This window comes from Pseudoalteromonas sp. NSLLW218, assembly GCF_015864775.1.
Classification (GTDB): domain Bacteria; phylum Pseudomonadota; class Gammaproteobacteria; order Enterobacterales; family Alteromonadaceae; genus Pseudoalteromonas.
The window spans coordinates 169,103-194,060 of record NZ_JADYWO010000003.1; the positions used below are offsets into that span (position 1 = coordinate 169,103).

At 38.7% G+C, this 24,958-nt stretch carries 22 protein-coding genes; 13 read left to right on the top strand and 9 right to left on the bottom strand.

What is annotated here, in order from left to right:
• Positions 1 to 128: 128 nt before the first annotated feature.
• The gene (locus I6E80_RS05530) at positions 129 to 3,464 is read right to left on the bottom strand and encodes a hypothetical protein (RefSeq protein ID WP_197185026.1); all 3,336 of its coding nucleotides are present in this window, start codon (positions 3,462 to 3,464) and stop codon (positions 129 to 131) included.
• A gap of 194 nt (positions 3,465 to 3,658) precedes the next feature.
• Between I6E80_RS05530 and I6E80_RS05535 the strand changes: the two genes are divergently transcribed.
• Complete coding sequence (locus I6E80_RS05535) at positions 3,659 to 4,993, top strand: dicarboxylate/amino acid:cation symporter (RefSeq protein ID WP_024599384.1); 1,335 nt, start codon at positions 3,659 to 3,661, stop codon at positions 4,991 to 4,993.
• Between the two features lie 96 nt (positions 4,994 to 5,089).
• Here the strand turns inward: I6E80_RS05535 and sohB are convergent, their stop codons facing one another.
• On the bottom strand, positions 5,090 to 6,106 hold the full coding sequence (sohB, locus tag I6E80_RS05540; RefSeq protein WP_024599383.1) for a protease SohB: 1,017 nt from the start codon (positions 6,104 to 6,106) through the stop codon (positions 5,090 to 5,092).
• Positions 6,107 to 6,206: 100 nt separating this feature from the next.
• A complete protein-coding gene (locus I6E80_RS05545) occupies positions 6,207 to 8,636 on the bottom strand; it encodes a VolA/Pla-1 family phospholipase (protein WP_197185027.1) in 2,430 nt (809 codons plus the stop codon).
• A gap of 206 nt (positions 8,637 to 8,842) precedes the next feature.
• Here I6E80_RS05545 and I6E80_RS05550 point away from each other — a divergent pair, with 206 nt between their 5' ends.
• On the top strand, positions 8,843 to 9,589 hold the full coding sequence (locus I6E80_RS05550) for a YciK family oxidoreductase (RefSeq protein ID WP_076923918.1): 747 nt from the start codon (positions 8,843 to 8,845) through the stop codon (positions 9,587 to 9,589).
• An 83-nt stretch (positions 9,590 to 9,672) separates the two neighbouring features.
• Here I6E80_RS05550 and rluB read toward each other — a convergent pair whose 3' ends face one another.
• The 4 genes from rluB to I6E80_RS05570 all read right to left on the bottom strand — a co-directional run bounded on the left by rluB (position 9,673) and on the right by I6E80_RS05570 (position 12,464).
• Complete coding sequence (rluB, locus tag I6E80_RS05555; RefSeq protein WP_007582584.1) at positions 9,673 to 10,545, bottom strand: 23S rRNA pseudouridine(2605) synthase RluB; 873 nt, start codon at positions 10,543 to 10,545, stop codon at positions 9,673 to 9,675.
• Positions 10,542 to 11,132 carry an SMC-Scp complex subunit ScpB gene (gene scpB / locus I6E80_RS05560; protein ID WP_024590449.1) on the bottom strand — a complete coding sequence of 197 codons (591 nt, stop codon included), beginning with the start codon at positions 11,130 to 11,132 and terminating at the stop codon, positions 10,542 to 10,544. Before scpB ends, rluB begins: the two co-directional genes overlap by 4 nt.
• A 151-nt stretch (positions 11,133 to 11,283) precedes the next feature.
• Positions 11,284 to 11,805, bottom strand: a complete 522-nt coding sequence (locus I6E80_RS05565) for an EF-hand domain-containing protein (RefSeq protein ID WP_165721507.1) — start codon at positions 11,803 to 11,805, stop codon at positions 11,284 to 11,286.
• A gap of 227 nt (positions 11,806 to 12,032) precedes the next feature.
• Complete coding sequence (locus I6E80_RS05570) at positions 12,033 to 12,464, bottom strand: hypothetical protein (protein ID WP_007582577.1); 432 nt, start codon at positions 12,462 to 12,464, stop codon at positions 12,033 to 12,035.
• Between the two features lie 240 nt (positions 12,465 to 12,704).
• Between I6E80_RS05570 and xthA the strand changes: the two genes are divergently transcribed.
• The 3 genes from xthA to I6E80_RS05585 are packed head-to-tail and all read left to right on the top strand — an operon-like array spanning position 12,705 to position 14,976.
• Complete coding sequence (gene xthA / locus I6E80_RS05575; protein WP_197185028.1) at positions 12,705 to 13,511, top strand: exodeoxyribonuclease III; 807 nt, start codon at positions 12,705 to 12,707, stop codon at positions 13,509 to 13,511.
• Positions 13,512 to 13,516: 5 nt separating this feature from the next.
• Positions 13,517 to 14,164: an energy-coupling factor ABC transporter permease gene (locus tag I6E80_RS05580; RefSeq protein ID WP_197185029.1), complete on the top strand. Its 648-nt coding sequence runs from the start codon at positions 13,517 to 13,519 to the stop codon at positions 14,162 to 14,164.
• The gene (locus I6E80_RS05585; RefSeq protein WP_076923915.1) at positions 14,161 to 14,976 is read left to right on the top strand and encodes a putative RNA methyltransferase; all 816 of its coding nucleotides are present in this window, start codon (positions 14,161 to 14,163) and stop codon (positions 14,974 to 14,976) included. Before I6E80_RS05580 ends, I6E80_RS05585 begins: the two co-directional genes overlap by 4 nt.
• Here I6E80_RS05585 and yfbV read toward each other — a convergent pair.
• Positions 14,973 to 15,419, bottom strand: a complete 447-nt coding sequence (gene yfbV, locus I6E80_RS05590) for a terminus macrodomain insulation protein YfbV (protein WP_076923914.1) — start codon at positions 15,417 to 15,419, stop codon at positions 14,973 to 14,975. The genes I6E80_RS05585 and yfbV overlap by 4 nt on opposite strands.
• 284 nt (positions 15,420 to 15,703) lie before the next feature.
• Here yfbV and I6E80_RS05595 point away from each other — a divergent pair, with 284 nt between their 5' ends.
• From I6E80_RS05595 to I6E80_RS05625, 7 genes are all read left to right on the top strand, one after another.
• Positions 15,704 to 16,918 (top strand): acetate kinase, encoded by a 1,215-nt coding sequence (locus I6E80_RS05595; protein ID WP_197185030.1) that lies wholly within the window; start codon positions 15,704 to 15,706, stop codon positions 16,916 to 16,918.
• Position 16,919: 1 nt separating this feature from the next.
• Positions 16,920 to 19,079 (top strand): phosphate acetyltransferase, encoded by a 2,160-nt coding sequence (pta, locus tag I6E80_RS05600; RefSeq protein ID WP_197185031.1) that lies wholly within the window; start codon positions 16,920 to 16,922, stop codon positions 19,077 to 19,079.
• Positions 19,080 to 19,306: 227 nt separating this feature from the next.
• Complete coding sequence (locus tag I6E80_RS05605; protein ID WP_197185032.1) at positions 19,307 to 19,693, top strand: ACT domain-containing protein; 387 nt, start codon at positions 19,307 to 19,309, stop codon at positions 19,691 to 19,693.
• Positions 19,694 to 19,696: 3 nt separating this feature from the next.
• A complete protein-coding gene (locus tag I6E80_RS05610; RefSeq protein WP_076923911.1) occupies positions 19,697 to 20,194 on the top strand; it encodes a PTS glucose transporter subunit IIA in 498 nt (165 codons plus the stop codon).
• Between the two features lie 4 nt (positions 20,195 to 20,198).
• The gene (locus tag I6E80_RS05615) at positions 20,199 to 20,549 is read left to right on the top strand and encodes an ArsC family reductase (RefSeq protein ID WP_024604853.1); all 351 of its coding nucleotides are present in this window, start codon (positions 20,199 to 20,201) and stop codon (positions 20,547 to 20,549) included.
• Positions 20,542 to 21,672 (top strand): succinyl-diaminopimelate desuccinylase, encoded by a 1,131-nt coding sequence (gene dapE / locus I6E80_RS05620; RefSeq protein WP_197185033.1) that lies wholly within the window; start codon positions 20,542 to 20,544, stop codon positions 21,670 to 21,672. The genes I6E80_RS05615 and dapE overlap by 8 nt, the downstream gene beginning before the upstream one ends.
• On the top strand, positions 21,672 to 22,358 hold the full coding sequence (locus I6E80_RS05625) for a M15 family metallopeptidase (protein WP_197185034.1): 687 nt from the start codon (positions 21,672 to 21,674) through the stop codon (positions 22,356 to 22,358). Before dapE ends, I6E80_RS05625 begins: the two co-directional genes overlap by 1 nt.
• A gap of 22 nt (positions 22,359 to 22,380) precedes the next feature.
• Here I6E80_RS05625 and I6E80_RS05630 read toward each other — a convergent pair whose 3' ends face one another.
• Positions 22,381 to 23,250 carry a DMT family transporter gene (locus I6E80_RS05630; protein WP_170071034.1) on the bottom strand — a complete coding sequence of 290 codons (870 nt, stop codon included), beginning with the start codon at positions 23,248 to 23,250 and terminating at the stop codon, positions 22,381 to 22,383.
• 343 nt (positions 23,251 to 23,593) lie between these two features.
• Here I6E80_RS05630 and I6E80_RS05635 point away from each other — a divergent pair, with 343 nt between their 5' ends.
• On the top strand, positions 23,594 to 24,958 hold the full coding sequence (locus I6E80_RS05635; protein ID WP_197185035.1) for a COG3014 family protein: 1,365 nt from the start codon (positions 23,594 to 23,596) through the stop codon (positions 24,956 to 24,958).

Here is a 24,958-nt window from a genome sequence, read left to right on the forward strand (position 1 = left end):
TTACTGAATAAACGAACAATTTTTGTCGTTAAATTAAACAAACAGGTGTTTTTAGATTAATTGATGTGGAATATATAGAACAGAAACAAAAATGCCAACCTAAAGGTTGGCATTTTTAAAATAAAGCCTTATTTACTATCGTAAATTTCAATTCCCTTGGAGACTGTTTTAGTGCCACCAGCCTGAGTAGTAAACTCAAATGTTATTGAAAGTACACCATCAAATTTATCATTACCATCCGCTTCACGAGAAATACGAACATCTGAATACATCGGTTTATCCGTATTCGTACTTGGAATAATCGCGTTATTTTCGATAATAGATAAGTCGCCATTTGTAGAGGCTATAGATACAGTTGTACCCGCTGGTAGTGGATTACCAAACTCATCTGTGTAGTGAATACGAACTGTAATACCACTTAAACCTATATCAATAGTAAGTGTTTCAGGATCTGTTTCATCTGGATCCGTATCATCATAATCTGGGTTATCAATAATAACGTTAACCGTAGATAAATTAATAGATTCAGCATCACAACGTTCTAGCACATCAGAACCTTCCAGAGAAGCAACAATAGAGCTTGAGCAATCTGCTGGTACGTAAACAGGATACGGCGCATCAAGAATATCCGTAGTTTTCAGTACAGAAAAACGAACGTATGGATCATCTCCAGACATAACCAATTCTATTTGTTTACGTACTTCAATTAGCTCTCGAGAACATTTTTCATCTATTTGTGCAGCTTCACTACATAACAAACCGTTATATAAGCCATCAGCGAAGTTATAAGTACCGTTATTGTCTAAATCGCGCCACGTTTCATTATGGCCGCCCCGTGAGTTTTTCTCTGAACACGCATCCTCATCAGCATTATAATCACCACCACGCGCATCACTACAATCGACTTTATCAAAGCTTGCATTTTCATTATGATCAATAAATGCCTCTGGTAAGTCATAACTTGCGTAATACTCGCCAATATCAAACAAGCCATTAGTGCGTTTAACATCATCACTGGTTTGCTCATCTACAAAATTCTCTTGCCCTTTAGTAACAGCGAGAACACTTACACGCCCTCCCATAACAACGCCATCAGCATTATTTTTAGCGCGTGTAATACCATTTATACAAGGAGCTGCAATACCAAAATATGGGTCACAATTTATAATACCGGTTTTTGGATTAATACCTTCAGTAGTTGTTGCGTCCCCATCAATATCGCCAATTCGGTTACCCCATTTATAATCATAAAATGGACGGTCTCCTTGAGAGCGCCAGGTTACAACACAGGTAGCATCGTCAGTTTTACAAGTAACTTCATTGCTAGATGAGCCAATAACACCAGCTTCAGCTAAAATAGTTGCTTCTACACCGTCACCGTTATAATTATTAAATTGGTCACCAAAATATACCGTAATATCATTTAAAACACCGTTATAATTAAGTGAGTTCGTATTAAGCGTATTTGGGCTTGCATCAAAACTGTTTTGGTCTGTCACGCCCGAAGCTAAAGTTAACTGAGCTGATACAGAGCTTATTTGCTCACTCAACGGCACTAAAGTTAGTGTCCCATCTGGACAAATTTCATTGGTTGGGTCTGCAGAGCACAGCGCAACATCATCAACCCAACATGTTAAGTCATCACCTTCAGGTAAATTATTAACATCTTCTTTAGAAATAAAACACGCTTTTACCACTAATGGACCAGGTACTATGCCAGATTCAACCGTTGTCTGAACAAAGCCTTCATTATTTGTATCACCTGTTCTAAGTGACAGTTTAGCTGCACCCACTGAATCTGTTAACTTAAAATCAATACGTTGCTGCGTGGAAGCAAGACCATCCGCATCTATTAGCTTAAATCTAACAATCGATTGAGTCGGAGCGCCGCCTTCACCTGGAGGTAATGCAATAAATGTTTCGCTGACATCAACAAACTGTATTGATTGTACCGCTGATGTTTCTACAGGAATAATCGTAGTTGCAGTGAAGTTTTTACCACCTGTCTCAACCGTAATATTAATATCATCATCAATACTACAACCTGTAGCTCGGTATGTTGATGTTGCGATACCACTTGATGATTTTACTGATGCATCAATTACTGAGTCGCCGCTAATTACACACGTTGAGCTGAACTCAACATCTGTTGGAGTTAAGTATAAATTACCATCTTCATCTAAAAGTGTTACTTCAATAACTGTACTACCACCTGCTTTTAAAGGGATAACATTTCCTGAAGTATCTGTATTAAGCCCGTTATCAACCTCTAGGGTTAAATCAGCAATACCTACAGCAAAATTAGTTGAATTACTTTCACCTACAGACGTTACAGTAACAGTACCTGCGCCACCAGTATTACCAGGTTGCAATTTTAGTAAAGCAATACCAAAGTTATCGGTAAGGGCTGTTCCAGATGAAGGAAGAACAGAACCTAAATTTGTTGAAATATTAACAAGCGAATTTTTACTACCTTCACCACTTTGCTCATCAATGACTTCAACAAATAATTCACCTAGTTCTGATGAAGAGATAGTATTAGCTACCGTACAACCCGACGCTATTTGTGTAGGGTCAAGTTTTACACTAGAACGATTATCGTCCCAGCCAACGTTACAGCCTGTTAAAAGCTTTACTGATATAGAGAATTGTGCCAAATCAACTGGTGCAGAATCACCTGATGAATAAAATACAGCTGTATTACTCACTTCTGTAGAGTTAGTAGGGTTATAAGTAGCAACAACTTGACCTGCACCTTTAAAACTACCACTAGAGAGAGTTACTTTTGCCTCACCCGCTGAGTTAGTAATTGCAGTACCTAAGTCAGGCGTTATTTTACCTGTGAAGTTTGTAGTAAAAGTAACAAGCTGCTCGCTGAGTGCAACTCCATCATTTTTTAAAGTCGCTGTAACCGTGCCTAAGTTGTCAGTTGTAACCGGATTTGTATCCGAATACTTAGCGCCACTCTCATCGACTATATTTACCGTTAAGGTTGTTGAACCACTAACACCCGTATCATCACCTTGCCCACCACTTGATTGAAAAGCAAAAGTACTTGTATAAGATTCACCATCGACTGTATAAGTAGCAGTTACTTCACCCGCACCGGCTTCAGTACCGGCGGTAAGTTCAACCGTTGCAATACCATCGTTTTGAGTTAATGCACTTGATGGAGACAATTCACCAATTTCATCTTCTAATGTAAAAGCAATACGCTTACCCGCGACAATTACCCCGTCTTGAGTAAGAGTTGCACGTAAATCTAAAGAGGAGGTAGCAGTAACAGAATTTGACTCTGTTGCGTCTGTTTGAGAATATCCCTTCAGTGAAACCAAATATGTACTAGTCTCTGTAGTGGAATCACCATCACTAATAGAACCGTCTTTTTCAAGTGACCCACCGCCACCACAGGCTGTGAGTAAAAAACTTAGCAATGAAATGCCGAGCAGTCGCATTAAAGGCATGAACCTCTCCCTAGCGTTGTTATTATAATCAAAATTAATTTACACTTAATATTAACCTATAACTTAGTCTAAAATCACAGTTTTTTATTACTTTTTTGTGCAAAATATTTTTAAATAAATACTAACTTTTTCTGTAGTAAATATTTCCTTGCTGGTAGTCTATGGCAAATTTATAAAAATGTAGATCAGGAAATATGTCAAAAATCCGTTCAATGAGTTTAACCACTCGCATCATGATTGGTATGGCGCTTGGGGTTGCAGTAGGTTTTATATTTCAGGCTATATTAGCTGGTGAAGACGATTATCTAATACCACTTGGGTTATTCTCTTTGCCAATTAAAGCCTTTTTTGTTGATGGTATTTTCCATGTTGGTGGTCAAATATTTATTGCCAGCTTGAAAATGTTAGTTGTGCCTCTTGTTTTTGTATCGCTTGTTTGTGGTACCTGTAGCTTAAGCGACCCTAAAAAACTAGGTCGATTAGGTGGTAAATCTATTGGTTTATATTTATTGACTACAGCTATTGCTATAACAGTAGCAATTACGCTTGCCTTATTATTTAGCCCTGGTGAAGGCATCAGCTTGCCATCTAATGCAACTTATGATGCTAAAGAAGCGCCTACTCTTGCCCGTGTAATTATAGATATGTTTCCTACAAATCCTTTTGAAGCCATGGCCAAAGGCAATATGCTTCAAGTTATTGTGTTTGCACTTTTATTTGGTGTAGCAATGGCATTGAGTGGTAAGGCGGGAAAACGTGTTGCTACCGTATTTGAAGATTTAAACACTGTGATTTTAAAACTAGTTACGCTTTTAATGAATATTGCCCCTTATGGCGTATTCTTTTTAATGGCAAAACTGTTCACAACAATTGAGCTTAACTTAATTGTGAGCTTAGCCAAATACTTTGGCGTTGTAGTGTTAGCACTGTTATTACATGCGCTTGTAAATTACACCGTATTACTAAAAGTACTTACAGGCTTAAACCCACTTATTTTCTTAGCAAAAATGAAGCACACATGCTTATTTGCATTTAGTACTTCAAGCTCAAGCGCAACTATGCCTATTACACTTGAAACAGCAACTAAAAAGCTAGGCGCTAACAACTCCGTTGCCTCATTCACTATCCCTCTAGGCGCGACCATTAACATGGATGGCACCGCTATCATGCAAGGTGTGGCTACCGTGTTTATTGCACAAGTGTTTAGTGTTGATTTAACAATATCTGATTACCTAATGGTTATATTAACAGCAACACTTGCCTCTGTAGGTACAGCAGGTGTACCTGGTGTTGGTTTAATAATGCTGGCAATGGTACTTAACCAAGTTGGCTTACCTGTAGAAGGGATTGCAATTATTATCGGTGTAGATAGATTACTTGATATGACACGTACAGCAGTTAACGTAACAGGTGATTGTATGGTTACCTGTGTTGTTGCCAAGTCTGAAGGGGAGCTAGATGAGAGCATCTTCAACGACCCTAATGCAGCTAAAGATTTAGAGGATTATCATAAATCTATTGATTCATAAGCTACATTTATACAGCTATAAAAAAACCTTGATGGAATCCATCAAGGTTTTTTTTCGAGTAAAAATAATTAAACTGAATCCTGAAAAGATTCTAATCTAAGGATTTAACGACTTAAACTTAGAAAGTAAGTTTATTCCCACTTTATTTACACCACTACTCAAACCAAGAGCTAGTTTATCGCTCAACCCTTTTTTAACTTTGTATTTAATCTTATAAATTTGGCGCTCATGTTGCTGCTCTAGCAATGCATCATCACTTGTTTTTATCACGTCTACCAAGCCTTTATCAATCGCTTGAGTTGCAAACCAATGCTCACCTGTCGCAACTAAGTTTATATCTAAGCTTGGACGTTGAGTGCTTACAAACGTTTTAAATAAATCATGTGTTTGTTCAATTTCTTCACGAAATTTTTCACGGGCCTTATCTGTGTTTTCACCAAATAAAGTAAGTGTGCGTTTAAATTCACCTGCTGTTATTTGCTCAAATTCAACATCATTTTTCTTTAATATTTTATTAAAGTTAGGTATTTGAGCTATCACACCAATAGATCCAACTATTGCAAAAGGGGCTGCAAGTATCTCATCCGCAACACACGCCATCATGTAACCACCACTTGCTGCTACTTTATCAATTGCAACACTCAGGGGAATACCCGCATTTTTAATACGCTGTAACTGAGATGCAGCAAGTCCATAGCCATGTACAACTCCACCACCACTTTCTAAACGAATAAGTACTTTGTCTTTACTTGGATCGGCAATAGAGATAATCGCCGTTATTTCTTCTCGTAAACTTTCTACTTCGTGAGCATCCATACTACCCACAAAGTCAATTACATATAAACGAGGTTTAGGCTCATCTTTATCTGCTTTTTTACTTTTTGATTTAAGTTGTTTTTGATGCGCTTTAAGCTCTTTTTTGCCCAACGTATTTTGTAAAAAACTCTCTTTAAGTTCAACTAACTGCTCTGATATATCGTCAATTTGTATTTCACCTTTTTTGGCCTTTGGCTTAACCGCAGCGCCAACTATTAGCATTAAAATAACTGCTATAGCGATAACAAAAGTAACTGTTTTAGCAAAAAACAAACCGTATTCGTATAAAAATTCCAACTGGTTTCTCCATTTATAAATTTCAGCTAATTTAGCATGCTTTAAAGCAAAAAAAAGCCACTTTTCAGTGGCTTTTAAAGGTTAATCATTTTACTGGTTATTAATCAGTCACAACCTCAGGGTTGGAAACTAATAACATCCGTCCTCGAGCAGCTAAGTAAGTCGCTACTTGCAACTGCATTTCTGCATTAGCAGCAGCACTGCCTTCAACAGTTGCAGCCTGTGCAGCATCTTGAGCTGGTGTTAATATAGAACCATGATGCCCTTTAGTAAATTTAACTAAGTAGCTTGCTGGTGTTTCACTCAGTGCTTGCGAAGTACTTACTGTTTCAAGACCCATCAAGTTAGCTAATGGGATTGTGCCAGAAATAGGATTATTAGCTGCCATTGGTGGTATCACTTGGTCAGGCTTGTTATCAACACCATCACCCACAACAACATTAGTATAAACAGGAGTACCTAATGCTTTCACAGTGGCTGCGTAGTTCGTTGGGTCGCCACTATCTAATGCTGTTTGCGCCGCAAAAGCAAACTGAGTAAACACTCCTTGAATATTAGTAAGCTTACTTGTTTCACCAGCTGTAGTTAAAGAAGCTACATACTCGTTATAACCACAAGTTAAATATGCTTCCATATCTGGCAATAGTGCACCACAGTTAGACACTGCATCAGCTTGTAAGTATGCAGTAAATTCATCAGCTTCTGTTGTACCGGCTTGTGAAAGTACTGAACCTTGAATAAATGGACCAAACGCAGCAGATTCAAGTAAGAAGCTTGCTATACCGCCACCACCACTTGCAAGAGCTACTGTGTTTACATTAAATAGCGGATCAAGCGTTTCTGCCATTGGCGTATTAGCTTGAGCAATAAATGCTGGAGCAACAATAGAACCTAGGGAATGCCCAATGTAGGTAACGTCTTTACTATTAATAGTTGTATCGTTAATAAAGTTTAAACCTAAACGAAGGCCTAATAAGTCAGCAGCCGATTGACGTAAGCTATCACGTGCAACAAGTAATGAACTTAAGTTCATGTAACTAAGCACAGAACCCGTTGTTGCATTAAAGTCGTCTGTTCCATCACCATCAACATCTATTCCGCGCTCACCATGTCTTGGGTGGTCAATAGCAACCGTTGCAAAGCCTTGAATAGAAAGCTGCGCAGTTAAAGCAAGCATACTTTCTTTTTGTGTTGTAATACCGTGCTGCATAATCACAACAGGCCATCCACCTTCAGGCATAGCGATAGGATCTAATTGTAACTGTGCACGGACACCATTAATTATCGGTAAAATAGGTTTAGTAACTTGCACTGGCACATTTGCCATGCTTTGTACTTTTGGAATTGAGTTGTATTTTGTTAAATGACGTGTGCTGTCTAGTCCTAAGTCACGTAATTGTCCGTCACTTAATGCAGAACATAAACCATCATTTTCACTAATAGGATCTGTCGGAAATGCATCGCCTGCAACGGCCTTGTAACCAATTATTGCCACCGCGTTATCACACATACCTTGCCAATATGTATCACTTAAATCGCTAATATCAGTACCCGTTGGTGTACCTAAATACATCGGTAACATAATGCTACCTTTTTGATATTGCACACCAGAGAATGCAGCAGAGACTTCTACACCCTGAGAAGCAAATACTTGTTGTACATTTACCATAGGTTGTTCAGGAACTTGAAGTGCAGGCGTTGGTAACGCTGGCTCTTGCAAGCTTGCAGCTAGTAACTTTTTAATTGTCCCAAGTACAGGACCTGCTGATTGAATAGTCATCGCACTAGAAAAAATAATATCTTCTTTTGTGATATCGCCTGAGCTAACTACTACATTTTCGTAACTGTTAACAGCCCCCTGCAAACCAAGTTGGGCTTCTGTAATTAATGGCGCTTCTTGTTTAACCAATCCATAAGTAGAAGAAGGCTCAATAGAACGCCCTAATGAATCTTTAAGCCCTGTAGTTAATACATTGATGTATGAGCTACCTGCCGTAAATGGTTTTAAAGGAATAATTGCAACGGCATCACCAGAAGCTTGAGTAACAAAGTCAACACCAAAAGTAAGCTCACCGACCAATTTACAAGCTGTACCGGCAGCTACAACTGAACATTCTGCGTCAGTTAAGCTTGCACCCATTACAACTTCAAAAATTCTTACTGTACCAGGTGTTCCAGCAGACGTTTCATCTAAGCTAACATTTGGTGGGAATGTTAAATCGATTTTATAAGGAACCTGCGAAGACCAACCATCAAGTGCACCTAGTGCAAGTTGAGGGTCTGCATAAGCTGCGCGCGAAATAGACACATTATTGTCATCTAATTCTCCAGGAATATTAAGTGTACCGTCTTGAGTTCCGCTCATTAATAAATCATTAGGAACTGATAAGATACCTGCCGCTGGGTCAAATGTAACTGTTGCTGTAGGAATGACTGGTGCTGTGTCGTTTTTGACATCTGTTAACGTTTCTCCACCGCCACAGCCTGCTAAAGCTGCTGTAACCGAGAGTGAAAGTAGCATTTTTTTCATATTGTTGGCTCCGCACGTATTTTATTTTTATAGTGTGTTTAATCAGTGTATTAAGTTAAAACAATGTAATCAGATTATTAATGAGACATTAGACCAGTTAAACTTAACGTAAAGTTTCTATTTTCGCCACCTAATTTTACAATAAATTCGATTACTTCACGTTTCGCTATGTTAAAATCAAAAAAATTATATGAATTGGTACTTTTATGCACACATATCAAGCAGCTGAAAACGCACTTAAAGATAAAGTTATTTTAATAACAGGCGCCGGTGATGGTATTGGCCGAGTTGCAGCAATTACGTATGCAAAATACGGCGCTACAGTTATCTTATTAGGAAAAACAACTAATAAACTTGAATGTGTTTACGATGAAATTGTTAATGCTGGCTACCCTAAACCTGCAATAGTCCCTATGGATTTAAAAGGCGCTACGAAGCAAAACTACCGTGACCTTGCTGCAACAATCGAATATCAGTTTGGACGCCTTGATGGATTGCTTAATAATGCAGGTATTTTAGGGTCACTCGGTCCGCTTGAACATTTTTGCTCATCTACGTTCGAAAACATAATGAAAGTAAACGTGACTGCACAAGCAATGATCACTAAAGCACTTTTTCCTGTTCTTCGTAAGTCTGATAATGCATCGATAGTATTCACGTCATCAGGTGTAGGCCGCAAAGGTCGTGAATTTTGGGGGCCTTATGCCATCTCAAAATTCGCAGTAGAAGGTATGATGCAAACATGGGCATGTGAAGTAGGTAAAACGAATATTCGTATAAACTGTATTAACCCAGGTGCAACGCGTACCTCTATGCGTGCAGCTGCATACCCTGGCGAAGATAGAGAAACGCTTGCTACACCAGAGGATTTAATGCCTACATATTTATATCTAATGAGTGACGATTCAAGTGAAGTGAATGGCGAATCGTTAGATGCTCAAGTAAAAAAGTAATTTAGAGTTTAAATAGTTTGAACAACACACATTAAAAAAGCCGCAATTAGCGGCTTTTTTGTGTTCAATAAATAACTAATTAATTATTTACGTTTAGTCGGCTTAACACGCTGATTGTGTTTTTTAACTGCTTTACGAATTTGGTTGATTTTAGCGCGTTTATCTTTGCGTTTTTCAGGCATAACAGAAAGCTTAGTTTGTGTTTCGCGGCCTAATTTAACGGTTTTACGCAAGTAGTTGACTGTTTCTAAATCATACTCCATCCAACCACCTTGTGGCACGCGCTTATCAAGCTCTAGTTTACCGTAACGAATACGAATAAGACGAGATACTTCCGCATCTTGAGACTGCCATAAACGACGAACTTCACGGTTACGTCCTTCATTTAACGTTACGTTAAACCATCGGTTAACGCCTTCACCACCCATAGGGGTTACAGTCGTGAATTTGGCTGGACCATCTTCAAGCTCAACACCGCGTAGTAAGTTTTTAACCGTTTCATTGGTTACTTCACCAAATACACGCGCAGAGTATTCACGCTCTACTTCATAGCTTGGGTGCATTAAACGGTTTGCCAGTTCACCATCGTTTGTAAAGAGCATCAAACCTGATGTATTAACGTCTAGTCGACCAACCGCAATCCAGCGATCGCCATCAATACGCGGAAGTCGATCAAATACAGTACGACGTCCTTCAGGATCTTTACGTGTGCTTAACTCACCTTCTGGTTTGTTATACATAATCACACGACAGATTCGGTCTGCTTTTTCTTCAATTTTTACACTGTGTCCGTCAACACGAATCAAATCGGTTTCTTCAACACGGTCACCTAACTTTGCCACTTTACCGTTTACACTAACGCGGTTTGCGTCAATGTATTTTTCCATTTCACGGCGTGAGCCTACGCCTGCACGGGCTAAGACTTTTTGTAACTTTTCACCTTGTATAATACTCATTCGGATGGTTCTCTCACAGAAGGATCGCTCAATAACTGGTTAATTTTACTTTGCTGCTCTGTTGGCAACGCAGGTAAATTTTCAAGCCCAGTTAACGAAAAATAATCTAAAAATTGCTTAGTAGTTGCATATAAAGCCGGCTTACCCGGAACCTCTTTATGCCCTACCACTTTAACCCACTCTCTTTCGAGTAAGGTTTTAATAATATTCGAACCCGTAGTAACACCTCTTACTTGCTCAATTTCGCCGCGTGTAATGGGCTGCCTGTATGCAATAAGTGATAATGTTTCCAGTAAAGCACGCGAGTATTTTGGTGCACGTTCTTGCCACAAGTTATTTAACCAAGGGCTTAAACTACTGCATGCCTGAAACCGATACCCACTACCAACCTCAACTAAGCGAATACCACGAGTTTGAAAATGTTCTTGTATTGTATCTATTGCGTCATTTATTCGTGCCATAGAAATAGCTAAATCTATTAATACGATGTCTTTAAGGTGGCGTTTACTAACAGGCTTATCTGCAACAAAAATAGCTGCTTCAATGATCTCAACTAGTTGTTCATCACTAATTCGTCGACCCGCCATACACACTCTTAACAAATAAAAATACACAGCCATCTATTATGACAGAACAACACCAAACTAGGAAAATATATCTATCAAATAACTAAATTTAAAACACAAAAAAGCCAGTGACTAGCACTGGCTTTAATCTTACTTATTAAAATGGTAACTATTAGTTACTTTTAAAAGCTTCTAATGCATCATCTTCAGCTACTGCGTTACCGTATTTTTTAATGTAACCCATAAACTCGCTTTTACTGATGCGCTTATCTTGGTTTTTATCCATGTAACCAAAATGATTTGAAATATCATCATCGTTACCTTCAACTACCGAGATATAGCCATTGCTGTCGTTATCTAGACTTGCAAAGCTGCTTTCAATTTTATCGAATTTAGCAATTTCAGCTTTAAATGCCGACTCACTTACTTCAGAATCAGTGGCTACTTTGCCATTATTAAGCTTCATATAAGTGTTAAATTCTTTGCGGCTAATTTCGTTATCCATATTGGTATCAATATTTGAAAAATGGCCCCAAATGCTATCGTCATCAGCTTCAACTTTTGAGATGTAGCCATCGCTATCATTATCTAAACTTGCAAAGTCACTGTCTATTCTTTCAAGACCTTGATTAGATGAACAAGCCGCTAGGCTTAATGATGCTAAAATAGTGGCTGCTAATGTTAACTTTTTCATAAGACGTATCCTTCGTAATTAATTAAATGTCACTTTAACTAATACAAATCCAATGCCAATAATAGTTAACTTATAATAATCAATAACTTAATCTCGATCGGTATATTTATTAAACAGTTTCAATAAGTTAAGCTTGCAAGCTTTGCAAACAACCTTGTAATTTTTGCAAAAAAATACCCGGTAAAAACCAGGCATTTCAAATTTACTTATTATAGTTAAGCTAATAATTAGATTGCTGCGTTTTGGTAGCGTTTAACAAACTCAGTAACGTTTTGACCATTACATTTTAATGAGTTTAGGTTACCAATTTTTTGACGAACAGGTGCTAAACCTTGTTTTAAAGCCGTCATACATAGTTGAGTTTCTTGTTGAGCGTCTTTTGCAAATACTTCTACTTTCTCAACTGATGCGTTGCTTAATGTCGTTTTTTTAGCAATATCACGAATATCTTCGCCATTACATAAAATGCTTTTAGAAAAACGAGATAGGTAAACACCGTGCTGGGCAGCTTCTTTACGAGCAACGCTAAAGCCTTCGTTTGCACTTAGTACGCATAACTTAGACTCAATTTTGTTATCTTGGCTAAAGTAAGTATTGCTTTGTGCTGACGCAGTTGCAGATGCTAGTAAAGCAGTGGCTAAAAGTAGTTGTGTTTTCATGAGAGATCCTATTTGAACGAGCTAAACAAGTGAATTTCGCGCATTATATATTCAATAAAGTTAAGTTCAATTGAATTTTTTATTTATTTAAATAATTAATATTGTATTCACAATGTTTAAACTTTACCCATCATTTGATCAACATTTACGCAGCTATTATCTCAATTCAGTCATGTTATGTACGCGTATTTACTGATACAATTTAAGCTATTAAATAGAACCAATTTTAAGGTAAATTTTATGAAAGTGATTTCTTTCAATATCAATGGTCTGCGTGCTCGTCTTCACCAATTACAAGCAATTATCGACAAACATCAACCAGACGTTATTGGCTTGCAAGAGATTAAAGTTCACGACGAAGCATTCCCATTAGAAGATGTACAAAAAATGGGATATCACGTCTACTTTCATGGTCAAAAAGCGCATTATGGGGTAGCTATGTTATGCAAAAAAGAGCCTAAATCGGTCTTAAAAGGTTTTGCCACCGATACAGATGAATCGCAAAAACGCATGATAAGCGTCACTGTTGAACAAGAAAACGGTCGCGACCTTACTGTCATGAATGGTTATTTCCCACAAGGTGATAATATTAATCACGAAACTAAGTTCCCTTATAAACGTCAATTTTATAAAGATTTAATGACACACCTTGAAACCAACCACACACCCGATCAAGATGTAATTGTCATGGGTGATATCAACATATCACCCACCGATTTAGATATTGGTATTGGCGAAGTAAATGCGAAACGTTGGTTAAAAACAGGTAAATGTTCTTTCCAACCGGTAGAGCGTGAATGGCTTGCAACATTACTTAATTGGGGTTTTAAAGACACCTTTAGAGAGCAAAACCCCGAAACAGACGATCAATACTCGTGGTTTGACTATCGCTCTAAAGGGTTTGTAGATAATCGAGGACTTCGTATAGATGTAGTGCTTGCAACCAATGAGCTTGCAGGACGCTGCATAGATACTGGTATTGATTATGAACTTCGCGGTATTGAAAAACCGTCAGATCATGCCCCTATATGGTCAACATTTAAGTAATTGTGATGCTCAGCCTAACAATGCAGGGGCTACTTTGGGCCCTTGTAATTATTATTACTCTATTAAGCTTTGATAAAAAAACATATAAAACATTGCTTAATACGCCAGTCCGTCAAACTGGCGTACTTGCGTGTGCGTTAGTGTTTGCAGTGCTTTGGCGAATAAAGGCAGGAATTTTAACGGGCCTCGATTTGCACATACTAGGTGTTACTGCCGCTACATTAATTTTAGGCTGGCGATTGACTATTTTAAGTAGCCTACTTGCCACAGCACTGCTCGCTGCCTTTGGTCAAATTGAACTTGAGCTGTTACCAGTACAACTGCTTATTGGTGCGTTTATTCCTATTTTATTGAGCTATCTTGGCTTTATAATTAGTTACCAATATTTACCTCGTCATTTTTTTGTTTATATATTTGTTTGTGCGTTTATAACCGCGGGATTTATAGCCTGTATAAAAATAAGCCTAGGTGCTTTATTTTATTTAGCTATCGGGCAATACAATTGGCAAGAACTTGCAGATAACTACGTTTATTTAAGTGCCATAATCTGGTTTCCGGAAGCAATGCTCAACGGCATGGCTATAACAATTATGATCACCTATCGCCCGCATTGGGTAAAAACTTTTTACGATAAGGACTACCTAGGCTCATGAGTCTACAATATCAATGCCCGCTGTGTACCCTAGCACTTTTAAAAGCTGATTCAACACTTCGTTGTGCTAATAACCACAGCTTTGATTTTGCCAAAGAAGGTTATGTTAATTTACTGCCTGTGCAACAAAAAAATTCAAAACAACCGGGTGACTCACTTGAAATGGTACAAGCCAGACGCGCATTTTTAGAGCGTGGTTATTATGGCTTCTTGCAACGAAATCTTAGCGACATAGTTAGTAATATAAGTGCGAATACAGTAATTGACTTAGGATGCGGCGAAGGATTTTATACCCAAGCAATAGCAAGTAAAACAAATGCTATAGTATATGGTGTCGATATTTCAAAATCAGCGGTTAAATATGCAGCAAAGCGCTACCTTAATTGCCATTTTAGTGTGGCATCAATCAGCCAAGCGCCCTTTAAAAGTCAATTTGCCGATGTACTTGTTAGCGTATTTGCACCTTTGTTTGAGCAAGAGCTCGAACGCCTTGCAAATCAAAACGCAACATTAGTGGTTGCAAGCCCAGGCCCTTGTCATTTAAAAGAGCTAAAATCGTATATATATTCAGAAGTAAACGAACATACTGAAATATCCACTCCAAAAGGGTTTCAAAAATCGGAACAGATCCTTTTAACAGAGCATGTAGCACTTAGCTTTACTGATATTAAAAACTTAATAATGATGACACCATTTGCATGGAAATTTAGACCCGAGCACTGGACTGCACTCGAAGAAAAAGGTGAACACACTGTCACCTTATCATTTTATATTACTCAGTTTACCAAAATAGATAATGGTATAACTCTCTAAAACTGCTCTTTAGTAAATGCCCTGTCCATTTTTTCAAACATATCTTTAAGTAAATTGGCAAGCTCCATATAACGGGGCTTGTTTTCACTTAACTGCGCTTGATATCCATTAGCTGCCATTTTAGTGTACAGCTCGTTATACCATTTTTGCATCGCAGGCTCTAAAGGCGTTTGCGCTCGCTTACCTAACCAAAATAGACCTTGTAATGGTAGAGATATAAAAAATAACGCACTCGCAATGGCTTGTGGTAAAAAATCAGAGCCTAAGTAATTTAGCTGAAAAAACAATGTTAGCATGGCTAAGATTGGCATTACTGTAATGGCAAGCTCAGTCGCTCTGATCACTCTAAACTCTAAAAACAAAGGCGCAAGCTCTTTGCGCATTGGCCATTTTTTACCATACAAACGGCCTGTTTGTAGTTGTGACATCACACTTTTTTGCATCATGACTCCTCACAGATACTGCTTTTAAATACAATAGAAAAACGAGCTATACCCAAAGTGTAACACAAAATGAAGGAGTTACACTTTCTCAGTAAAAGAGCTTAAATTTACCCTTTAATGGCGAACTATCCTAACTTAAACATCTTAAATAAGGTAAAGTATTTAACATTGCGTTAACTACTTTGCAATTGAACATTCAATTGTTTTAGCTTTATTTAATACCGTAAGTGTAACGATTACGTATTAACGTTTACTTACTAAATTTGTTTATGGAAATTGAATCTATGCCAACAACCTCCCCTAAAGCACAACATGTTTTAGTTTTAAACTGTGGTAGCTCTAGTTTAAAGTTTGCCATTATTGATGCAAACGACGGTCACGAAATTATCTCAGGCCTTGCTGAGCGCTTAGGCGCCAAAGCACCCTCTATTAAATACAAATTTAATGGTGCTAAAACAGTTATCGACTTAGCGGCTAACCAAGCACATGCTGAGGCTATAAATACGCTTGTAAGCTTAATAAAAGATCACAAACTTGATGAGCAACTTATCGCAGTAGGCCATCGTGTTGTGCATGGCGGCGAGCACTTTACGCAATCTGTATTGATTGACGAAAAAGTAATTGCAGGCATTACGCAGTCAGCAACGCTTGCACCGCTTCATGGGCACGCTAATTTACTAGGTATATCATCGGCGCAGGCATCGTTTAAAGGTTTGCCACAAGTCGCGGTGTTTGATACTGCATTTCATCAAACTATGAGCGAAGTTGCCTTTCTTTACGCTCTTCCATATAAGTTGTACACCGAGTTTGGTGTTAGGCGTTATGGTTTTCATGGCACAAGTCATTTTTATGTTGCAGAGCAAACAGCAAAGTTACTAGAGCAACCTATCGAGCAAAGCAATTTTATTAGTGCCCACTTAGGCAACGGTTGTTCTGTATGCGCGATTAAAAATGGTAAGAGTGTTGACACCAGCATGGGACTAACGCCTCTAGAGGGGCTGATAATGGGCACACGTAGCGGCGATATTGACCCTGGTTTATTTAACTTTTTAACCACCCAACTTGATTACACAGCCCAGCAAATAGATAACCTACTAAACCAAAAAAGTGGCTTGTTAGGTATTAGCGAGCTTTCTAACGATTGCCGTACTATTGAAGAAGCCGCTATAGCCGGGAATAAAAAAGCGATACTCGCAATTGACATGTTTTGCTACCGCCTTTCAAAACAAATTGCAGCGTATATGGTCCCATTACAGCGCCTTGATGCTGTGATTTTTACGGGTGGTATTGGTGAAAACTCAGATATTATTCGTGAAAAAGTAATTACACAACTTGCCTTTTTAGGCATTAAGTGTAATCCGCAAGCCAACCTTAATGCGCGCTTTGGTCAAGGCGGTGTTATTAGCTGTAAAAATTCACACGTCAAAGCAGTTGTAATGCCAACTAATGAAGAATGGGTCATTGCCCTTGATGCTGCAAATATCGTGAAGGAGCTTTAATATGGCACGTCGTATTATGTTAATTCCTGTTTCTACCGGTGTTGGTTTAACGTCGGTATCAGTTGGTTTAGTGCGTGCACTTGAACAAAAAACAGTTAAAGTTAACTTTTTTAAACCCATCGCTCAGCCACGTTCTGGTGAAACAGGCCCTGAAAAATCAACACAAATAGTCACTCAAGGCTCACCTATTAACCCACCAATGCCTTTTGCACTTGATTATGCAGAGCAAATGATTGGCGACGGTAAAGGTGATGATCTACTAGAGGAAATTGTTGAACGCTTTGAAAGTAAAATAAACGACGACGAAGTCGCTATTATTGAAGGTATGGTACCTACTCGTCGCCAACCTTATGCTGGGCGTGTAAACCGCGAAATTGCGCAAACACTCGGCGCCGAAATTGTATTTGTACTTACCCCTGGTAATTACACCATTACTCAAATAGAAGACCGCCTTGAAATTGCAGCAGGTAACTACGGTGGTATCGATCATCCTCGCGTACTGGGCTGTATTTTTAATAAAGTAAACGCGCCACTTGATGAAGAAGGTCGTGCACGCGCCGATTTAGTAGACTCATACAAACCTGAAGAGCTTGAAAACGAGTTAAATCGTTTAGCCTCCCTGCCTATTTTTAAAAATAATCCGTTCATGTTACTTGGCGCAATCCCGTGGGATTTTGACTTAGTAGCGCCGCGCGTAAAAGACTTAAGTGCGTATTTAAAAGCAACAATAATTAACGAAGGCGATATGCTTCATCGTCGCCTGCGACGTATTACTTTTTGTGCTCGTACGGTTTCTAATATTTTAAACTATTTTACGCCAGGCGCTTTATTAGTAACACCGGGCGATCGCTCTGACATACTTGTTGCTGCGTGTTTATCAGCTATGAATGGCACCAAACTTGGCGCCATATTGCTTACCGGTGGTTTTGAACCAGAACCGCGTATAATGGCCTTGTGTGAGCAAGCCATGCAAACCGGTTTACCAATACTTGCAACCGATGCCGACACATGGCGTACATCATTATTACTGCATAACTTTAATATGGAAGTACCAAATGATGATGACCAACGTATTGAAAAAGTAAAAGATCACAACGCAGAGCATATCAATTCAAGCTGGCTAGATACTCTAGCTAAAAGTGTAGGTAAAACTCGCAAGTTATCACCGCCCGCATTTCGTTACTTACTTACCACTAAAGCGCGTAAAGCAGGTAAAACAGTTGTTCTGCCAGAAGGCAATGAACCTCGTACAATTAAAGCGGCTGCTATTTGTGGTCAACGCGGGATTGCTAAAACTATATTACTGGGCGATCGCGAAGAAATAATGCGTATTGCGCAACAGCAAGGTATTGAGCTAAACGAACATGTAACTATTATCGAGCCAAAAAGTATTATTAATGATTATATTGCGCCTATGGTCGAAATTCGTAAAAGCAAAGGCCTAACTGCCGTAGTAGCACAAGAGCAACTACAAGATAACGTCGTACTGGGTACAATGATGCTTGAGCAAGGTAAAGTGGACGGTTTAGTATCGGGCGCGGTAAACACTACGGCAAATACAATTCGCCCACCACTGCAATTAATTAAGACAGCGCCAGGGTCATCGCTAGTATCATCTGTATTTTTTATGCTACTACCTGACCAAGTGTTAGTTTACGGTGACTGTGCGATTAACCCAGACCCTAATGCTGAACAGCTTGCAGATATAGCGATTCAATCTGCCGACTCTGCAGCTGCATTTGGTATAGAGCCACGTGTTGCCATGATCAGCTACAGCACGGGCACTTCTGGTACCGGTGCCGATGTTGAAAAAGTACGTGAAGCCACAAAAATTGCAAAACAAAAACGTCCTGATTTAATTATCGACGGTCCACTACAATACGATGCCGCTATAATGGAAAACGTAGCTCTTAAAAAAGCACCTAACAGCCCTGTAGCCGGTAAAGCGACTGTATTTATATTCCCAGATTTAAATACGGGTAATACTACATATAAAGCAGTGCAGAGAAGTGCCGACTTAATAAGTATTGGCCCTATGCTGCAAGGTATGCGCAAACCTGTAAACGATTTAAGCCGTGGTGCATTAGTTGATGATATTGTGTATACAATCGCTTTAACTGCAATTCAGGCAGCACAAGCAGAAGCGCAAATTACTCAATAAACGCAACGTGTATTTTTTATAGCCTAGCTATTATTTATTTAATAATTAACTAGTTAGGCTATTTATACCCTGCAACCCCCATACTTATCCACAGAAATTGTGGGTAAGTTTGTAATCTCTATTAAAACCTACTCCCAAATGCCTATTTTAGTCTCGGTTACACCTTTAACTTGAAGGCAATAATCTATACTATTAAGCTATCAATAATGCTGTATCGCAGGCGTTTAATGTCAAAACAAACATTACAATTACACAGCACAATTTTATCTATACATAGTTTAGATGTAGATGCCGACATACCTGCGGCACTTTTAAAGCAATCTTTATTTTTTATTTCTAAAACCCATGATGAACTTTCAATTGTATGCCCAAGCGATTTTGAAGTAAAAAGCCTGGATACCGAACCAGACTGGCAAGCTTTAGAGGTTGTAGGTCCACTTGGCTTTTCGTTAACCGGAATTATGGCTAATATTTCAGGCGTATTAGCGCGAGCTAAAATTTCTATCTTTTCAATCTCAACCTACGATACTGATTATATTCTCATAAAAAAACACACTGCAGATAATGCTATTTCAGCTTTAAGAAAAGAAGGTTATAACGTGGTGGAAAATTAACTTATGAAAGCTCAAAAAATTGACTATTTAGCTCAAAATAAAACGCCTCTTAACGCAATAAATATTACCAGCCCATTTACAGGTAAAGTAATTGAACTGAAAGAGCACCCAGAACCTTTTTTTCGTTTTGGCACTCTGGGCCCTGGTATTATGGTGCAACTAACAAGTCATAAAATTTTAGCACCGTTTGATGGAACTTTATTACAAGTAAAAAATGCAGGCACTGAGTTTATTCTACAAGCTAATAATGGTCTAAAAGCCTTGATTAACTTAACTATCCCTGATTCGCAATCAATTACGCATACCCATATTGCGCAACTCAATGGTAGCAAAATATGCAAAGGTCAACGCCTTGCTTATTTTGATTTACGAGAACTTGATACTCCAATGCTTGCTAGTTTAATTTTACTAAACGGCCATAATCTTGGCACATTTCATTACTCACATTCGCATGTAAATGCGGGCGAAGACACCCTATTAACTATTATTAAGAAGAACTAGATTTATGATCACTCTATACGGTATTAGCAACTGCGATACGATAAAAAAAGCAAAAAAATACTTAGCCGACAACAATATAGAATTCACTTTTCATGATTACCGCAAAGATGGCGTAAACGAGCAAATGGTGAGTGATTTTGCAAATAAGCTCGATTGGGAGCAACTTGTTAATAAAAGAGGCACTACTTATCGCGCATTATCTGATGAGCAAAAACAGAGCCTAACTAAAGAAAGTGCTATCCCATTGTTAGTTGAACAACCTGCCATGATCAAACGCCCAGTACTGGTAAACAATGGCACTTACCATTTAGGTTTTAAAGCAGCCCAATACGACGAGATTTTTAATAATGACTAATGATGTAATTAAACTCGCCCAAGCACTAATCCAACGTGAATCAGTAACGCCAGAAGATGCTGGCTGCCAACAAATGATGAACGATCGCCTTGCTGCGGTTGGCTTTAATATAGAATCATTATTTTTTACCGACACACTTAATACTTGGGCTCGAAAAGGCACACAATCGCCACATTTTTGTTTTGCAGGTCACACTGATGTTGTACCAACAGGTCCTGAAAAAAATTGGCAACATCCGCCGTTTTCAGGATTAATAAAAGATGGCCTATTACATGGGCGTGGTGCTGCCGATATGAAGGGCTCATTAGCTGCAATGCTTGTGGCAACCGAGCGCTTTGTTACTAAACATCCAGATCATAAAGGCTCAATTTCTTTTTTAATCACCTCAGACGAAGAAGGTCCATTTGTAAACGGGACTACTCGCGTAATTGATACATTAGAAGCACGCGGTGAAAAAATTGATATGTGTCTTGTAGGCGAGCCCTCATCACGCGATGTACTCGGTGATGTGGTTAAAAATGGTCGCAGAGGTTCACTTACCGCTTTTTTAACCGTTAAGGGTATACAAGGTCATGTGGCCTACCCGCATTTAGCAAAAAACCCAATTCACTTAGCAACGCCAGCACTTACTGAACTTAGCCAAACGGTGTGGGATAACGGCAACGAATACTTCCCCGCCACCAGCTTTCAAATTTCTAATATTAATGGTGGCACGGGGGCGGGTAATGTTATTCCGGGTGAACTCGAAGTACAGTTTAACTTTAGATTTAGCACGCAAGTAACGTATGAGCAATTACAGCAACGTGTAAATGACATTCTACAAAAGCATGACTTAAATTATGAATTAAGCTGGATAGTAAATGGCTTACCTTTTATTACCGAGCACGGCCCGCTTGTTGATGCCACAGTTAAAGCGATTAAATCAGTAACCGGTTTAACCACGAATCTAGAAACCACGGGTGGTACATCTGACGGTCGCTTTATTGCTCAAACTGGCGCTAAAGTAATTGAACTTGGTCCACGTAACGCCACTATTCATAAAGTGGATGAATGCGTAAGTACCGATGATTTAATTGCCCTTACCGACATTTACGAGCAAATATTAGAGCAACTTTTAGCATAATGGATGTCACTCAACCCACATCAGTACTGTGTATTACAGGTCAAAGTGATACACATTTAACTGATATACAAAACCATCGCTTGCACAGCGCTATTATTAGCGATTTTTTAGCGCTGCAAAGTGCAGCACAAAAAGCGGGATTTGAGCTTACTATTGCCTCAAGTTTTCGCGACTTTAATCGTCAATCAATTATTTGGAATAATAAATTTTTAGGTATTCGACCTGTTTTTAATAAACAACAAGAGATTGTCGATTTAACTAAATTAGATGATGTAGATAAATGCATAGCAATAATGCTCTACTCTGCACTACCAGGGGCAAGCAGGCACCATTTAGGCACCGATTTAGACGTGTTTGATAAAGCTGCAGTAAGTGATGATTATAAACTACAGCTAACACCTGATGAATACCTGCAGGGTGGGCCGTTTGCGCCTTTAAGTAATTGGCTTGATACTCACTTGGTTAAATTTGGTTTTTATCGCCCTTACCAACATGATTTAGGCGGCGTCGCACCTGAGCTTTGGCATATAAGCCATATCAAGCAATCACAATTGTTAGTGAATACGCTTAGCGAGCAAGTACTTTTTGAATGCATAAAAAATAGTGAACTACAGGGTAAGCAGGCAATACTTGATAACTTACCTGCTATTTATAAATGCTTTGTAACAAACGTGAGTCCACCATAAAAGAAGGTTAACTTAAATAATATTAAGCCTTCTTTTTATTTAAAATAAATACCAGCACAGCGCCTAATATTAAGGAGCTTGCAACTATAAACTCCATTGTTACCTGCTCTGATAAAAACAAGACCCCGGCAATGGCTGCAAGTACCGGCACACAAAGCTGCACAACAGCCGCCTGGGTGCTTTTAAGCAGCGGCATTGCCACATACCAAACACTGTAACCAATCCCAGAAGCGATTGCACCTGAAGCACATGCAAGTAACACTCCTTCAATAGTCATATTTTTTAAATAACTCATACCAACAAGTAATAAAATAGGGATAGCCACTAAGCTTCTTATAAAGTTGAACCCAGTTGTACGCAGTGGCGATACACACACTTTACCGCGAATACTGTAAATACCCCATGCCACACCACTGAGTGCCATAAGTGATGCACCTAATAACGAAGGTACAGCAGCAGATGGCAGCATTAAATATACAAAGCCGCCTAGCGCCACTATAAACGCGCACCACTGAAGCACACTCAACTGCTCTTTTTGATATATACCCCAGCCAATCATAGTGAGTTGCACGGCTGAAAACAAAATAAGTGCACCGGTTCCTGTATCTAGCTCAAGGTATGCAATCGAAAAACAAAGCGCGTAAATAAGAAGACTAATACTGCTTCGCCAGCTTCCTTTATCACTTAAAATAGCGGGGTTAAATGTACCTTTTCGTTTTAAATTATGGGTATAAATAGCCATTATAATGCCCAAACATGCAGCTCCACTTAGTAAACGAATAACAGTAAAATTCCAAGCATCTATATAGCCTTCGGCTAAAGCCATTCTGCAAAAAAGAGAGTTTGCGGCAAACGCGATTAAGGCAATAATTGTATACAATGTAGCTTTCAAAAAAATTCCTTAGCAATCAAAAACGAGTCACAGCATTGTTTAAATTAATAATCTAATTAACCCTCTAAGCTTAAAGTGTAACTATAAAAGCCTACAAACGCTTTACTGAGCGACACATTTAAACAGGATTGATACAACTGTGCAAAGGGAGTGTTGTATTTAATAGACCACCTCATCTGTATAAGCATTTCACTTAACAAGAAAAGTTCACGCTTTGTTCACCAATGTCATTTTATATTTCCTTATTGACAGGCAGTTTTACTCTACGATTTTTTACAATATTTCACACATTCAAATAAAAATAATATGTTAATGTATGCAAGTAAATTAAGAGGAGTGCGCAGTGCGCCTAAGTATAATTTTAAGCTTTTGTTGTATTTTAAGTGGGTGTAGCACAATGGGCTTTAATGACCTATTTAATGACTATGCCACGCAAATGACACCAATAAGAAATGCGATCGAGAAAAATAACATCGAAGAAGCACGATCCCTTATTGCCAATAATAGCACCATGCACAGCAGCTACTTACTCAACCAACTTGAGCAAGCTCGTTTAAACGACTTAGCCAATACGCCACAAGAGGCACAAAGTAAATTTGAGAACGTGTACACGCAAATGCAAAAAAAACGCGAAGCCGCCAAAATACAAGTAAGTGCGGGGCTTGAACAAAGCAATGCGTTATTTACTAACGACTCAGCCATTACTTATGTACCACCGGCTTACGAAATGAGTATGCTTCATAGTTATAAAGCACTTAACTACGTGTATAAAAACGATGTAGAAGGCGCTTTGGTCGAAATTCGCCGTGCTAATAAAGTACAAGTTGATGCACTAAGCGAAAATAAAACAGATGGCGACTCAACCGTTAAAGAAGCGCAGCAGCACTACCCTAGCATGGGCAATGTAACCAGAGATGTAAAAAATGGCTTTCAAAATGCCTATACATTTTATTTATCTGCTTTGCTTTACCAAAGTGCTAAGCAGTATGACGATGCTTATATTGATTATAAAAAAGCACTGGCTATACAACCTAACAATATTTATTTACAGCAGGACGTAATGCGCCTAGCTAAAAAACAAGGGTTTGACCAAGATCTAAGTGAATTTAAAAAACGTTTTAGTGATGCACCCACTATTTCTGCAACACAAGGCGAAGTAATTGTTTTATTTGAACAAGGCTTAGTACCAAAACAAGATGAATTTAAACTGCGCTTACCAATTTATTCATCACGAGGCGATGCGCGCTTTTATAGCCTTGCAATGCCAGTATATAAAGATAATGCCTATGTGCGTCGCCTTCATAATATAAACATAGATGCACAAAGCTTAGAGCTAAGCCCATTAGTACACATTGAAGCACTTGCAGCAAAAACATTAGAAGATCAAATACCTGCAAAAGTAGCTCGTCAAGTGCTTAGGTTAGTAGCTAAAGAAAAAGTCCGTGCAGAGCTTGCACGCAGTGCTGGTGACGTAGGTAATATACTTGCCAATATTTATAATTTGGCTTCTGAGCAAGCTGATACACGCAGTTGGCTTACACTTCCAAATCAAATAAGTGTTGCAAGGCAAAGCCTAAACGCAGGTGAGCATTCTCTGCATATAGGCACACAAGCACCTATAAATTTTACCATTAGTAAGCAAGGGTTAACGTTAATTTACTTAACCTCTATTAATAACTACTTTAATTATCACGTAGTTCAACTTTAG

Coding starts and splice junctions, on each gene's coding strand:
- I6E80_RS05615 (WP_024604853.1), top strand. CDS start 20,199: ATGATCACTCTATACGGTATTAGCAACTGCGATACGATAAAAAAAGCA.
- yfbV (WP_076923914.1), bottom strand. CDS start 15,419: ATGCAAAAAAGTGTGATGTCACAACTACAAACAGGCCGTTTGTATGGT.
- I6E80_RS05535 (WP_024599384.1), top strand. CDS start 3,659: ATGTCAAAAATCCGTTCAATGAGTTTAACCACTCGCATCATGATTGGT.
- I6E80_RS05580 (WP_197185029.1), top strand. CDS start 13,517: ATGCTCAGCCTAACAATGCAGGGGCTACTTTGGGCCCTTGTAATTATT.
- I6E80_RS05625 (WP_197185034.1), top strand. CDS start 21,672: ATGGATGTCACTCAACCCACATCAGTACTGTGTATTACAGGTCAAAGT.
- I6E80_RS05585 (WP_076923915.1), top strand. CDS start 14,161: ATGAGTCTACAATATCAATGCCCGCTGTGTACCCTAGCACTTTTAAAA.
- pta (WP_197185031.1), top strand. CDS start 16,920: ATGGCACGTCGTATTATGTTAATTCCTGTTTCTACCGGTGTTGGTTTA.
- I6E80_RS05605 (WP_197185032.1), top strand. CDS start 19,307: ATGTCAAAACAAACATTACAATTACACAGCACAATTTTATCTATACAT.
- rluB (WP_007582584.1), bottom strand. CDS start 10,545: ATGAGTATTATACAAGGTGAAAAGTTACAAAAAGTCTTAGCCCGTGCA.
- I6E80_RS05570 (WP_007582577.1), bottom strand. CDS start 12,464: ATGAAAACACAACTACTTTTAGCCACTGCTTTACTAGCATCTGCAACT.
- scpB (WP_024590449.1), bottom strand. CDS start 11,132: ATGGCGGGTCGACGAATTAGTGATGAACAACTAGTTGAGATCATTGAA.
- dapE (WP_197185033.1), top strand. CDS start 20,542: ATGACTAATGATGTAATTAAACTCGCCCAAGCACTAATCCAACGTGAA.
- I6E80_RS05530 (WP_197185026.1), bottom strand. CDS start 3,464: ATGCCTTTAATGCGACTGCTCGGCATTTCATTGCTAAGTTTTTTACTC.
- xthA (WP_197185028.1), top strand. CDS start 12,705: ATGAAAGTGATTTCTTTCAATATCAATGGTCTGCGTGCTCGTCTTCAC.
- I6E80_RS05550 (WP_076923918.1), top strand. CDS start 8,843: ATGCACACATATCAAGCAGCTGAAAACGCACTTAAAGATAAAGTTATT.
- I6E80_RS05565 (WP_165721507.1), bottom strand. CDS start 11,805: ATGAAAAAGTTAACATTAGCAGCCACTATTTTAGCATCATTAAGCCTA.
- I6E80_RS05610 (WP_076923911.1), top strand. CDS start 19,697: ATGAAAGCTCAAAAAATTGACTATTTAGCTCAAAATAAAACGCCTCTT.
- I6E80_RS05545 (WP_197185027.1), bottom strand. CDS start 8,636: ATGAAAAAAATGCTACTTTCACTCTCGGTTACAGCAGCTTTAGCAGGC.
- I6E80_RS05595 (WP_197185030.1), top strand. CDS start 15,704: ATGCCAACAACCTCCCCTAAAGCACAACATGTTTTAGTTTTAAACTGT.